This window comes from Undibacterium umbellatum, assembly GCF_014284125.1.
In the GTDB taxonomy this organism is placed as follows: domain Bacteria; phylum Pseudomonadota; class Gammaproteobacteria; order Burkholderiales; family Burkholderiaceae_D; genus Undibacterium; species Undibacterium umbellatum.
The window spans coordinates 156,201-169,586 of sequence record NZ_JACOFX010000012.1; the positions used below are offsets into that span (position 1 = coordinate 156,201).

The following is a 13,386-nucleotide window of genomic DNA, read 5'->3' on the forward strand; positions in this document are numbered from 1 at the left end:
GCCTAATTGTTCACGGTAAATTCGACCTTGCTGGTACTGCCATTCTTGCCCGGAAAGTCTTTCAGGGCACTGTCCATCAGGTAAGGGATGTACAGCGAAATCTCAGGATTGAATTGTTCAGAACTTGCCTTGATATCAGCCAGTTTTTTATTCCCGTTCAATTCAGTAATGCGGATTTGCAACTGGTGCAAATAAGTGCTGCGCATGCTGATGTCTGACCAGCCTCTGGGGTAAGCTGGCAGCCCCCAAAACGGTGAATAGTACATAGGATGACGTCGATAAATACCGCGATTGAAATGCAGGCCCCAATAAGGGTCATAGATGCCAGGTTGCCAGAATGGTGAATACTGGATTTCCCTCAAGGTCGTTGCATACTGCACTTCAACTTTCAATACAGGTGTTGCGCCTGGCATTACTTCCTTGAATCCCAGGTTTTGCAAACGGCTGCGCAGCAAATCTTCATATAATTTATGCTCGGGATTATTCTCCTGACCCGGAGCACGCTCAAAAATAAAGGATTTATCCTGAGTGGCGGCCGGCCATTCATGGAATACGCTGACCTGACTGCTGAATGTCGTTGCGCAACCGCTCAACAGCAGGCTGCACGCCAAAGTAAAAAAGAGCATTAGTTTTTTCATGTTCAACCCCTTGATGCCTAACTTGGTGATACGTATATCATATGCCTTATTGCGTAGTATTGTTGCTTCTACTGTAACGTGTTGTAACGATCTTGTGTTTGTCTGTGTGTCTGTATCTGCAGCAGATGAATTGCCGAATTCAGAAGTGGCCTGCTACAGGCTAAAGAAATTCTTTGGTTTGCTTAGCTTAGTCAGGATTTGTGAGCATAAATTCCACAATTTCACCAAACTTTCTGCGCTAATTGGAGTCTATTCAGGCTACTTTTATACCTGTAATGGCTCAGCTTGGTAAAATGGCGGTCTTTGCAGGGTTCATAAGACTTTGTCATTCAACTTACTTTCGCGAGATATTCCATCCATGCGTAACGATACTGCCAGCAAGCCAGAAACAATTTTCCGTAAAGACTATATAGCCCCAGGGTTTTGGGTGGACACAGTAGAAATGGGTTTCGACCTTGATCTAAGTGCCACCCATGTAGCAACCCGCATGACTATGCGCCGCAATCATGATAGCAGCGAAAAAGACCTGGTCTTGTTTGGTGAATCCCTGAAATTGCTACAACTGCGCATGAATGGCGTGAACTTGAAGAAGTCTGCCTACAAGATAGAAGGAGAGACCCTGCGCATTGCCAATGCTCCGGACGAAGTAACACTGGAAATTGAAACACGGATCAATCCACTCAAAAATACGTCCTTGTCCGGTCTATATGCGTCCAACGGCAATTTCATTACCCAATGCGAGGCAGAGGGCTTTCGCAAGATCACCTGGTTCCCGGATCGCCCTGATGTCATGGCGAAATATACCGTCATGCTGCGTGCCGACAAGAAAAAATTTCCTGTTCTGCTCAGCAATGGCAACCTGATCGAGGAAGGCGACTTGGGCGATGGCCGCCATTTCGCCAAGTGGGAAGACCCGTTCAAAAAACCTTCCTACTTGTTCGCCCTGGTTGCTGGCAAACTGGTATGCCAGGAAGAAAATTACAAACTCAAATCTGGTCGCGAAGTCTTGCTGCAAGTTTGGGTGGAAGATGGCAATCTGGATAAGACCCAGCACGCTATGGATTCCTTGAAGAACAGTATACGCTGGGATGAAGAACGCTTCGGTCTGGAGCTCGATCTCGACCGCTTCATGATCGTTGCCACTGGCGACTTCAATATGGGCGCGATGGAAAACAAGGGTTTGAATATTTTCAATACCAAATACGTGCTAGCTAATCCAAGCATCGCTACTGACGTTGATTATGCAGGCATAGAATCTGTCGTAGGCCATGAATACTTCCATAACTGGACAGGTAACCGCGTCACTTGCCGCGACTGGTTCCAGTTGTCCTTGAAAGAGGGTCTGACTGTTTTCCGTGACCAGGAATTTTCTGCCGACCTGGTTGGTACAGCCACAGGCCGCGCTGTCAAGCGCATAGAAGATGTACGTCTGCTGCGCCAGGTACAGTTCTCTGAAGATGCAGGCCCTATGGCTCATCCTGTACGCCCTGATTCTTTTGTAGAAATCAATAACTTCTACACCGTCACGATTTACGAAAAAGGTTCAGAAGTCGTACGCATGTATTACACCTTGCTGGGCCATGACGGCTTCCGCAAAGGTATGGATTTGTATTTCGAACGTCATGATGGCCAGGCTGTTGAATGCGATGACTTCCGCGCTGCGATGGCAGATTCCAGTGGCCGTGACCTGACACAGTTTGAGCGCTGGTATAGCCAGGCAGGTACGCCTCGCGTTAAAGTTGATGCAATTTATGATGCAGAAGCACAGACTTATTCCATCACTCTGAGCCAGTCTTGCCCGGCTACACCAGGTCAGACAGAAAAACTGCCTTTCCACATCCCGGTTGCCATGGGCTTGCTGGGTGCAGATGGTAAAGATATTCCTTTGCATAGCGTTGCGTACGAAGCACAGGCTGGTGCGACCAGTTTGGTGCTGGAATTGACAGAAGCAAGTCAGACTTTTGTCTTTACTGGTGTTTCCAGTAAACCAGTACCGTCCCTGTTGCGTAATTTCTCTGCACCAGTCGTGCTGGAGATAGATTACAGCGATGAAGAACTGGGCCTCTTGCTGGCGAATGACAGCGACCCGTTTAACCGTTGGGAAGCTGGCCAGCGCCTGGCCACCCGCCGCCTGGTCAAACTCACGACGGCTGTGCAGCAAGGTGAAGAACTGAGCCTGGACGGAATGTTCATCGAAGCTCTGCGCGCTACCCTGAATGACGCCAGCCTTGACCCGGCTTTCCGTGAACTGGTGCTGACTCTGCCTTCTGAAGCCATGATCGCTGAAGAATTCAAGGTCGTTGATCCGCAAGCTATCCATACAGCACGTCAGTTTGCCCGCGCCACCATCACAGAACATCTGCGCGCCGATTTGTTGAGTGCTTACGAAGGCCACCTGACGCCAGGAAAATACAGCCCGGATGCACAATCGATGGCAAAACGTGGTTTGAAAAACCTGGCACTGTCTTATCTGCTCGAATGGTCGGATGAATCCACTTTCGAGCTGGCGAAAACCCAGTTTGACGATGCAGAAAATATGACTGATCGCCTGGCAGCGCTGACAGCCCTGACCAATTTCAGTGGGACCGACAAGCAAGCCAAATCGGCAGCCAAGTCCTTGAAAGCTTTCTATAAAGATTTCAAGAAAGAAGCGCTGGTCATCGACAAATGGTTTATGTTGCAGGCAACTGCACGTACCACTGATGTCGCTAAGATACGTGATCTGATGGAGCACCCAGCCTTCACTTTGAATAATCCCAACCGTGCGCGCAGTTTGACATTTGCTTTCTGTAATGCCAATCCGTCTCGCTTCCATGCCGTTGATGGCAGTGGTTATGCATTGTGGGCAGAACTGGTGATTGCTCTGAACAAGCTTAACCCACAAGTTGCAGCACGTCTGGCGCGCAGCATGGACCGCTGGAAAAAATATCCTGAAAGCCTGCAAGTACACATGAAGGCAGCTTTGCAAAAAGTGGCTGATACCAAGAAGCTGTCGAAAGATGTGCTGGAAGTGGTCAGCAAAGCTTTGGCCTCCTGAACTAACAATTGACAAGAATTACTGAAGAAATCGAGAGATCAACATGAAACGTGTAAGCCTGACCCAGTATCTGGTCGAAGAGCAGCGCCTGAATAATTCGATACCGGCAGAACTACGCCTGCTGATCGAAGTCGTCGCACGTGCGTGCAAGACCATCAGCCATGCAGTAGGCAAGGGTGCATTAGGTGAAGTGCTGGGCACAGCCGGTAGCGAAAACATCCAGGGCGAAGTGCAAAAGAAACTCGACATCCTGTCGAATGAAATCCTGCTTGAAGCCAATGAATGGGGCGGCCATCTGGCAGCCATGGCATCGGAAGAAATGGAAAGCATCCATCCGATACCTAATCGCTACCCGCAGGGTGAATACATGCTCTTGTTTGATCCACTCGATGGTTCCAGCAATATCGACGTGAATGTTTCCATCGGTACCATCTTCTCGGTATTGAAAGCACCAGATGGCATGGGCAAACCAACCGAGCAAGACTTCCTGCAGCCCGGCAGCAAGCAGGTCGCCGCTGGTTATGCGGTGTATGGCCCGCAAACAGTTTTGGTGCTGACGACAGGCAACGGCGTCAATTGCTTTACTCTTGACCGCGAAATGGGTTCCTGGGTACTGACACAACGCAATATGCAAATCCCGACAGACACCAAAGAGTTCGCCATCAACGCATCGAATACCCGTCACTGGCATCCACCAGTCACGCGCTATGTCGATGAAATGCTGGCAGGCAGTACTGGCCCACGTGGCAAGGAATTCAACATGCGCTGGATCGCCTCCATGGTCGCTGACGTCCACCGCATCCTGAACCGTGGCGGCATCTTCATGTACCCGGCTGACAAGCGCGAACCAGATAAGGCCGGCAAGCTACGCCTGATGTACGAAGCCAATCCCATGTCCTTCATCGTAGAACAGGCTGGCGGCGCGTCGACTGATGGCAAGCAACGTATGCTGGATATCCAGCCAGAAAAACTGCACCAGCGTGTAGCGGTGTTCCTGGGTTCTAAAAATGAAGTGGAAAGAGTGACGCAATACCATCAGGAATGATGGAGTCATGATCCATAAAAACGCGAAGTGTGAGCTTCGCGTTTTTTTATGGCTGATCGTGATTTGAGTAAAGACCTCTCAACACAGAGGCACGGAGACACAGAGAGGCACAGAGAAAAACAAACTCCTTTTTATAAAGTATTTAGATTTTCTCCTGCTTTTCTCTGTGTCTCCGTGCCTCTGTGGTGCGCTTTTTGGCCTGATATCTAAAACGACCTAATTGTTAATAAATTCAATATTTGACATATGGTAGCCTCAAGCGCATGCTGATATAACATTTTCATTTATCGCCAGCCTGGAGTCAGATATGCCCGTATACCGTTCCCGTACCACCACCCATGGCCGCAATATGGCCGGTGCCCGCGCTCTGTGGCGTGCGACTGGCATGAAAGATGGCGATTTCGATAAGCCTATCGTCGCCGTCGTCAATTCCTTTACACAGTTTGTGCCTGGTCATGTACATTTGAAAGACCTGGGCCAGATGGTGGCGCGTGAGATTGAAGCGGCTGGCGGCGTTGCAAAAGAATTTAATACGATAGCCGTGGATGACGGTATCGCCATGGGCCATGGCGGTATGTTGTATTCGCTGCCTTCACGCGAACTGATTGCTGACTCGGTCGAGTACATGGTCAATGCCCACTGCGCTGATGCCATGGTCTGTATCTCCAACTGCGACAAGATCACGCCTGGTATGCTGATGGCGGCCATGCGTTTGAATATCCCTGTCGTGTTTGTCTCTGGCGGCCCGATGGAAGCGGGCAAGGTGTTGGAGACTTTGCATCCCAAGCAGACTGGCGAACAAAGGATCATGAAGATTGATCTGGTCGATGCCATGATCAAGGCCGGTGACAGCAATGTGTCGGATGAAGAGATTGGCCGTATAGAACGTTCTGCCTGTCCTACCTGTGGTTCATGTTCTGGCATGTTCACAGCAAACTCAATGAACTGCCTGACCGAAGCACTGGGCCTGTCTTTGCCGGGCAATGGCACGATTTTGGCGACGCATGCAGACCGCAAGGAATTATTCCTGCGCGCTGGTCGTTTGGTTGTTGAGTTGGCAAAGCGCCATTATGAGCAAGATGATTATTCCATCCTGCCGCGCTCAATCGCCAACAAGGCGACCTTTGAAAATGCCATGGCGCTGGATGTGTCCATGGGTGGTTCTACCAATACCGTATTGCATTTGCTGGCAGCAGCGCATGAAGCGGGCGTAGATTTCAAGATGGCAGATATTGACCGCATCTCTCGCAAAGTACCCTGTCTGTGCAAGGTTGCGCCGATGACTGATAAATACCATATCGAAGATGTACATCGCGCCGGCGGCATCATCTCTATCCTGGGGGAACTGGCACGCGCTGGCTTGCTCGATACTACACGCCCCACCGTGCATAGCCCGACCATGGCAGACGCGATTGCACAAAACGATATCGCCGTGACTGACAATGCTGCGGTACACAAATTATTCAGTGCCGCTCCAGGCGGTGTGCCTACGCAGACTGCATTCTCACAAGACAAGCGCTTTGACAGTCTTGATATTGACCGCGAAGCTGGCTGCATACGCGACAAGGCACATGCCTATTCGCAGGATGGCGGCCTGGCGGTCTTGTATGGCAACCTGGCAGAAAAAGGCTGTATCGTCAAAACTGCTGGCGTCGATGAAAGCATTTTGAAATTCACTGGCAAGGCCCGTGTGTTTGAAAGCCAGGACTCTGCGGTCGAAGCCATCCTTGGTGATACCGTGCATGAAGGCGATGTCGTCATCATCCGGTATGAAGGTCCCAAAGGTGGTCCCGGCATGCAGGAAATGCTGTATCCAACTTCGTATATCAAATCCAAGGGCCTGGGAAAAGCTTGCGCGCTGTTCACTGATGGTCGTTTCTCTGGCGGTTCTTCCGGGCTGGTGATAGGGCATGCCTCGCCAGAAGCAGCAGAGGGAGGAGCTATTGGCTTGGTGGAAGAGGGGGACATCATAGAAATCGATATTCCTGCTCGTACGATCAATCTCAAAGTCAGCGATAGCGATCTGATGCAGCGTCGTGCGGCAATGGAAGCGCGCGGTCCACAAGCCTGGCAGCCGGTAGATCGTGAACGCTATGTCTCGCAAGCCTTGCAGGCTTATGCTGCTTTGGCAACTTCGGCTGATCGCGGCGCGGTGCGGGATATTACACAGTTGCAGCGTAAATAATGCTTTAAAGTGAGCAGTTTGCCTGCTTGTCAAGCTCAAAGGGCATCCTGGTTTGTACCGGTGCCCTTTTTTATTGGAGTAACCCTCTACTCTGTTCGCTACTTGCTTTTCGGTATGCCGACCTTATATAGCTTTGATAAAGAATAAAACGATCGTTCACTGTAACAGGTGGGAAATGCGCGCCTCGTTTATACTCTAGTCTGGGCCGACAATTGTTATTGTCATTTGGCCATGATCATAAGTTTTATCCAGAATAAGAATCCGCGAGAACTGTATGTCTAGCAATGACCAGCCTGTCAACTCAAGCGAACAGGCTTTGGAATATGTTGATTCCTGTAACCTGCCCACAAGTTGGGCAACCTTCCGTATGCATGCCTTTGTAGAAACGGCAACAGGCAAAGAGCATATCGCCCTGACTCTTGGTGATGTGGCTGATGGCCAACCCGTGCTTGCGCGCATACACTCAGAATGCCTGACCGGTGACGCCTTGTTTAGCAAGCGCTGTGACTGCGGCCCGCAACTTGAACTGGCCTTGCAAAAAATCTCCCAGGAAGGGCGCGGTGCTTTACTTTATTTGCGCCAGGAGGGACGTGGCATAGGTTTGCTCAACAAGGTGCGTGCCTATCATCTGCAAGACGAAGGTGCAGACACAGTAGAAGCAAACCAAAAGCTTGGCTTCGCTGCCGACCTGCGCGACTATAGTCTGTGTGATCCTATGCTCAAGCATCTTGGGATAGAATCTGTGCGCCTGATGACCAATAATCCACGCAAGATTTCAGCGATGGAAGGCATGAATGTCAGAGTGCAGGAGCACGTACCCCTGATCGTCAAACGCAATCCCTATAATGAGCGCTACCTGAGTACCAAGGCGACCAAGCTCGGGCATTTGATACAGCCAGATTTGTAGAAGTTTGCAAGCGACAGGTGAGCTTATACCTCAACCGCTTCTTGCAACTTCTCAAATTCTATTGCTGCTTCGGCCAGGACTTCGTTGAGCAAGGCCTGGTCCAGACCAAGGCTTTCCCATGATTGCCCGGTGATTTCTGGCGGTGCCAGGTCAGGCGTGGTTGTCACACCCAGTGCGTGGGCTATGCCATCTGCGACATGAATTATCGTTGCCAGAAAGCCCAGCCCTGGTTTTTCAGGATGATGATGGCCAGAAATGGCCTTAACCATGACTTCTGAGAAATTCCACTGTACGGCCAGTGTTTCGCCAACGAGGGCATGATCAATTCCCAATATCTGTTTTTCGGTTTCATATTGCGTCGTTTGCAGTTCCAAGCGCTGCGCCAGTACATGCTCGTAAGCCTCGGTATAGCAGGTTGCCAAAACGAGTGCGCCTATGTCATGCAATAAGCCAGCCGTGAATGCCACATCGACGTTGAAATTGAGCCGGCGCGCCAATATGCGGGCTGCGATGGCGACTGCATTTGAATGCCGCCAGAATTCCTTATGGCTAAATCCCCGACAATTATTTTCAGGGAAACAGCCTGTCAATGCAGCAGTCATGACGATTTGCCGTACTGTGCTCAAACCCAGCAATGAAATGGCCTGCTGCACTGTCGTCACCTTGATCATGGTGGAATAATAGGGTGAATTCGCATAGCGCAAGGTCTTCGCCGTCAGTGCCATATCATGGCTGACCTTTTGCGCCAGCTCCTGCATATTCAATTCTTCATCATCAATATTATTCAACAATTCCATCACGATGGCAGGCAAGGTAGGCAAATCCTGGACGCTGTCAATAATCTGGGCAAGAGAGATGGGATTCATTCAAAAGCTCCAACGATGAGATGTACACAGCTTGCCAGAAATACCTCAGGCTGACTTGAATTTTCATTATCAGCGTACACTTGCAGCAACGAAGGACCAATATTTCTATGTGCTTATAGTTAAGCTAGCTTTAGAATCGCTTCCTTTGTTTTTCATTTGGCTCAATAAATGCTTGATCTCTACACATCCAGGATTGCCAGGCTCAGTTATATAAGCCTGATTTGCGCTGCACTTTGCGCATGCGGCAAACAGCAGATGGAAAGTAAACCAGAATCACCTTCATCAGTAACAGTTGCTGCTTCCAGCGTCGCCAGTACAACAGTAAGTAGTCAGCCTGTTGCGAATGCCGCAGACAATTTCATCACCAGTCTGCAGGCGAAAATGAAATCCTACGACGAGGCGGTTCTGCGCAAATGGATAGATGAATTCAATGCACAGCAATTGAAGTCGCATGGAGTGACCGCAGCAGGGGAGGATTTGCCGCCATTGCACGCAGGCGTAGTGCAAATTGAATTCGAAGACCTGGGTGAGCATGTATTGCTGCAATTGCGCGAAGTGCTGACTGCGCATAGCGATGATATTGATGGTGGCCTGGATCAATTTCGGTCTGTCTTTTTCAATAAGAGCGACATGAAATTGTTGACGGATATCGCAACAAAAAGTCAGGCCATACCTGGCACCGGCATGCGCATTGCCATAGGTAGCCAACAAAGCTGTATGGGTGATAGCCCTGGTGAAGGCTATGCAATTTTTGACTTGAAACAAAATGGTAAAACCTATCTCAACGAAAAATTCCAGGATCAGGTGCAAAGCTTTGAAGTAAAGCCTGTCAAGACCGGCACAATTCAATTATTGACGCGCAGTGAAACAGATTTGAAAGGCAAAGAAAAGGATATACAGCAATGTGAAATAGGCAGTTGGGTTGATGTGCTGGAAACGACCTATACCATTAGCTGTGATACCAGGCTTGGTAAGTGCACATCGCAGAAAAAACAAAAAACTTATCCAGCTTGTAGTGCAGTGGGGGCCTGTGATTGACGCATCAGTCACAGGGAATATTCAAGCGTGAACAAGTACAGCACGAGGCGCGCCAGTTTTCCTGGATGCGTGGAGTGTGTCCTGAACTTACTTAAATTGTTAAATATAAATGAGAATGATTTGCAATTACATTTTTATGTAAGTAGAATAAGCTGAAGTTTTTACTTCTAACGCTATCAGAGGCAATTCTCTGCATAGGCAGTCAATTTCCAGGCTTATTTATGATTTCTCGCTCATGTTGTTCTCCCAGTTTCTCCGTTCTATCCCGCAACAATCCCGCATCGCTGCAAAGGAATTTACATCCTGTCGGTTCGCTTAACCCCTTAAGTCCTATTGCATTAGCGCTTTCCATGCTGCTGGCAGCACCTGCTTTTGCAGAAGAAGCAGCCCCAGCCAAGGCTAGTCAGGCAGAATTGCCTGAGGTCCTGGTAACTGGCGTTTCAGGTAATGAACCCAGTTCAGAAAAGACAGGCGCTTATACAAAGAGAAAAAGTAGTTCGGCAACCAGACTCGATTTGTCTTTGCGTGAAACACCGCAATCAGTATCAGTTGTTACCCGTGCCAAGATGGATGACTTCAAGCAAGTCAATGTGAATGATGTGCTGGCTAATACCACAGGTGTGTCGGTCGAAAAAGTAGAGACTGACCGTACTTATTACATGGCACGTGGTTTTGATATTACCAATTTCCAGTACGACGGCGTAGGCTTGCCCTTCACTTCTGGCAATGTGGCTGGTGATATTGATACAGCGATCTACGACAGGGTGGATATCGTACGGGGCGCGAATGGCTTGATGTCGGCAACTGGCAACCCGTCTGCGACGGTCAACTTTATCCGCAAGCGCCCTGTCTACCAATTCCAGGCTTCCGCCGGACTGACATTGGGTTCGTGGAACACGCGCAGGCTGGACGCGGATGTATCCGGTGCCCTGAATGCTGCTGGCACCGTCGCGGGCCGTATCGTGGTCGCAAAACAGGCGGGTGATTCTTATCTCGACCGTTATTCGCCTGAAAAAACAGTGGTATATGGTGTGATTGAAGCCAACCTGGGCGAGGCCACCGTATTGAGTGTGGGGCATTCCCATCAGAAAAGCGATGCCAAGGGTGGCATGTGGGGTGCCTTGCCCTTGTATTACACGGATGGCAGCCCAACCAATTACCGGACTTCAACCAGCACCGCTGCAGACTGGTCACGCTGGTTAACCCAGGATGACCGCAGCTTTGTCGAACTGAACCATCAACTCGACAATGACTGGCAAATCAAGACGACAATGAGCCGCAACAGGTCAACAGGCGACTCCAAACTGTTTTATGCCTATGGCACACCAGATCGCAAGACCGGCCTGGGCTTGTATAGCTATCCTTCGCTGTATAACAATGTCAACACCCAGACTCTATTTGATTTGTCTGCCACAGGTAAATTCACTTTGGCAGGGCGTAAGCACGACCTGAGTTTTGGTATCAACTGGTCGAAGTCAAAGATGGATGATATCTCTCACTATGGCGTAGGAATAGGCACTGCTTTGCCAGATATCAGTAATTGGACGGGCAATTATCCGCAGCCAGCATTCAATTCCTATTCCGATGGCAGTGCGTATGAAGACACGCGCAAGACAATATTTGTTGCATCCCGTTTCAACCTGGCAGATCAATTCAAATTCATCGCCGGAGCAAACCATACCAAGGCTGAAAGCAGCGGTTATGCCTATGGTGTCAGCAGCCGCAAGAATGCCAACAATACCTCGCCTTATCTGGGTTTTGTCTATGATCTGACACCTTATGCTTCTGTGTATGCCAGCCACACTGAAATCTTCAATCCGCAAAGCGAAGTGGATGCCAGTGGTAAAACCCTGGACCCAGTCAAAGGCAAGGGCGATGAACTGGGTGTCAAGCTTGAATTGTTTGCCCGCAAGCTTAATTTGTCTGCAGCTGTTTTCAAGATACAGCAAGACAATGCAGCGGAGCAGGCTGGCTATATCGGCACCAAGAGTTTTTACCGCGGCATAGATGCGCAGTCACAAGGTTTTGAATTTGACGCCAGCGGTGAGTTGGCAAAAGGCTGGAACCTCAGCGCAGGCTATACGCAATTGCGCCTCAAGGGCAGTAATGATCGGGATGTCAAAACCTATGTGCCGAGAAAATTGTTCCGCCTGTCGACTACTTATCAACTGCCTTTCATGCCACAGGCAAAAGTCGGTGGTGGCCTGAACTTGCAATCGGATACTTTCCGTGACGAAGGTTCCGGAAACATCATACGTCAGGGTAGTTACGCAACGCTGAATTTGATGGCGCGTTATGACGTGAATCAAAACCTCAGCATATCGGCAAACCTGAACAATGTCAGTGATCAAAAATACCTGACCAGTCTGTACTGGAGCCAGGGCTATTATGCTGCGCCAAGAAACGGCAGCGTTGCGGTCAACTGGAAATATTGATAGGCCAAGAAATTTATGTCGATGCGTCCTGTCTTTGTCTTGCTGCACCGCTGGTTCGGGCTGGCGGTGGCTGTATTTTTGTTCATCTCCGGTCTGACCGGGGCTTTCATCTCCTGGGATCATGAGCTGGATGCCTTGCTCAATCCGCATTTGTTCGAGGCGCGCAGCCAGTCGCAAGGCAAGACTGGCAACGCCATGTCAGGAATGGAACTGGCCAACAGGGTGGAAGCACGCGACCCCCGAATCTGGGTGACCTATGTACTGAACGAGGCAGAGCCAGGGCATACCAGCCAGATGTCGGTAGAGGGACGGATCGACCCGGCCACGGGTAAGGTTTATCCCCTGGGTTTTAACCAGATTGCGGTTGATCCTGTTACTGGCGATGTGCAGGGCAAGCGGCAATGGGGCGAAATATCTCTGAGTCGTGAAAACCTGCTACCGTTTTTATACAAGCTGCATTACACCATGCATATACCTGAGGTATCTGGTATAGAGCTGGGCATTTTGTTCATGGGCATCATAGGTATAGTGTGGGTGCTGGATTGTTTTATCGCGCTATGGTTGTCTTTTCCTAACTGGCGCAGTTGGCACAAGTCCTTTGCTTTTCGCTGGCGTCAGGGCGGACACAAACTCAATTTTGACTTGCACCGTTCCAGTGGTGTCTGGCTGTGGCTGTTCATGCTGCTGCTGGCGATTACCTCGGTATCGATGAACCTGAATTCACAGGTGGTGCGTCCTGTGGTGTCATTGTTTTCACCTTTGAGTGCAGATGTGTTTTTCAGCCGCGTTCCACAAGCACCTGACAAGCCTCTCATTCCCGCCATCAGCCGCGAGCACGTCATTGAGCTGGCGAAACAGGATGCGCAAAAACGGGGCTGGACTTTGCCAGCAGGCGGTATATTCTATTCACCTGCTTTTGGCGTGTACGGAGTGGGATTTTTTGAGCCTGGCAATGATCACGGCGATGTCGGTTTGGGTAACGCCTGGCTGTATTTTGACGGCAAGGATGGGCAGGCTTTGGGTGGGAAGATTCCCGGTACCGGATCTGCTGGCGATATTTTCCTGCAGGCGCAATTCCCTTTGCATTCTGGCCGCATCCTGGGTTTGACCGGGCGTATCCTGATTTCATTGCTCGGACTGGTGGTTGCCATGTTGAGCGTCACTGGGGTGATTATCTGGATGAGAAAGCGGCGTGCCAGGGTAGTAGCCAACGCCGCTATGCAAACTGCTTGACC

The 13,386-nt window shown here is 50.0% G+C and carries 9 protein-coding genes; 7 read left to right on the forward strand and 2 right to left on the reverse strand.

Annotated features, from left to right (window positions below):
* Positions 1 to 2: 2 nt before the first annotated feature.
* Positions 3 to 638 (reverse strand): DUF4136 domain-containing protein, encoded by a 636-nt coding sequence (locus H8L47_RS20135; RefSeq protein WP_186955392.1) that lies wholly within the window; start codon positions 636 to 638, stop codon positions 3 to 5.
* Between the two features lie 358 nt (positions 639 to 996).
* Between H8L47_RS20135 and pepN the strand changes: the two genes are divergently transcribed.
* From pepN to ribA, 4 genes are all read left to right on the forward strand, one after another.
* Positions 997 to 3,675 carry an aminopeptidase N gene (gene pepN / locus H8L47_RS20140; RefSeq protein WP_186955393.1) on the forward strand — a complete coding sequence of 893 codons (2,679 nt, stop codon included), beginning with the start codon at positions 997 to 999 and terminating at the stop codon, positions 3,673 to 3,675.
* Positions 3,676 to 3,718: 43 nt separating this feature from the next.
* Positions 3,719 to 4,720, forward strand: coding sequence for a class 1 fructose-bisphosphatase (locus tag H8L47_RS20145; protein ID WP_186955394.1), 1,002 nt, complete (start codon positions 3,719 to 3,721; stop codon positions 4,718 to 4,720).
* Between the two features lie 307 nt (positions 4,721 to 5,027).
* Positions 5,028 to 6,905: a dihydroxy-acid dehydratase gene (ilvD, locus tag H8L47_RS20150; protein ID WP_186955395.1), complete on the forward strand. Its 1,878-nt coding sequence runs from the start codon at positions 5,028 to 5,030 to the stop codon at positions 6,903 to 6,905.
* 274 nt (positions 6,906 to 7,179) lie between these two features.
* Positions 7,180 to 7,812, forward strand: coding sequence for a GTP cyclohydrolase II (gene ribA / locus H8L47_RS20155; protein ID WP_186955396.1), 633 nt, complete (start codon positions 7,180 to 7,182; stop codon positions 7,810 to 7,812).
* Positions 7,813 to 7,835: 23 nt separating this feature from the next.
* On the opposite strand, the gene H8L47_RS20160 is transcribed toward ribA, so the two are convergent.
* Positions 7,836 to 8,678, reverse strand: coding sequence for an HDOD domain-containing protein (locus tag H8L47_RS20160; protein ID WP_186955397.1), 843 nt, complete (start codon positions 8,676 to 8,678; stop codon positions 7,836 to 7,838).
* 255 nt (positions 8,679 to 8,933) lie between these two features.
* Here H8L47_RS20160 and H8L47_RS20165 point away from each other — a divergent pair, with 255 nt between their 5' ends.
* From H8L47_RS20165 to H8L47_RS20175, 3 genes are all read left to right on the forward strand, one after another.
* Positions 8,934 to 9,716: a hypothetical protein gene (locus H8L47_RS20165; protein ID WP_186955398.1), complete on the forward strand. Its 783-nt coding sequence runs from the start codon at positions 8,934 to 8,936 to the stop codon at positions 9,714 to 9,716.
* Between the two features lie 350 nt (positions 9,717 to 10,066).
* Positions 10,067 to 12,151 carry a TonB-dependent siderophore receptor gene (locus H8L47_RS20170; protein ID WP_230413833.1) on the forward strand — a complete coding sequence of 695 codons (2,085 nt, stop codon included), beginning with the start codon at positions 10,067 to 10,069 and terminating at the stop codon, positions 12,149 to 12,151.
* A 21-nt stretch (positions 12,152 to 12,172) separates the two neighbouring features.
* Positions 12,173 to 13,384, forward strand: coding sequence for a PepSY-associated TM helix domain-containing protein (locus H8L47_RS20175; RefSeq protein ID WP_186955418.1), 1,212 nt, complete (start codon positions 12,173 to 12,175; stop codon positions 13,382 to 13,384).
* Positions 13,385 to 13,386: the final 2 nt, after the last annotated feature.

Bases quoted from the DNA above. Each gene is read 5' to 3' on its own strand.
- H8L47_RS20135 (WP_186955392.1), bottom strand. From the start codon at position 638: ATGAAAAAACTAATGCTCTTTTTTACTTTGGCGTGCAGCCTGCTGTTG.
- pepN (WP_186955393.1), top strand. From the start codon at position 997: ATGCGTAACGATACTGCCAGCAAGCCAGAAACAATTTTCCGTAAAGAC.
- H8L47_RS20145 (WP_186955394.1), top strand. From the start codon at position 3,719: ATGAAACGTGTAAGCCTGACCCAGTATCTGGTCGAAGAGCAGCGCCTG.
- ilvD (WP_186955395.1), top strand. From the start codon at position 5,028: ATGCCCGTATACCGTTCCCGTACCACCACCCATGGCCGCAATATGGCC.
- ribA (WP_186955396.1), top strand. From the start codon at position 7,180: ATGTCTAGCAATGACCAGCCTGTCAACTCAAGCGAACAGGCTTTGGAA.
- H8L47_RS20160 (WP_186955397.1), bottom strand. From the start codon at position 8,678: ATGAATCCCATCTCTCTTGCCCAGATTATTGACAGCGTCCAGGATTTG.
- H8L47_RS20165 (WP_186955398.1), top strand. From the start codon at position 8,934: ATGGAAAGTAAACCAGAATCACCTTCATCAGTAACAGTTGCTGCTTCC.
- H8L47_RS20170 (WP_230413833.1), top strand. From the start codon at position 10,067: ATGCTGCTGGCAGCACCTGCTTTTGCAGAAGAAGCAGCCCCAGCCAAG.
- H8L47_RS20175 (WP_186955418.1), top strand. From the start codon at position 12,173: ATGCGTCCTGTCTTTGTCTTGCTGCACCGCTGGTTCGGGCTGGCGGTG.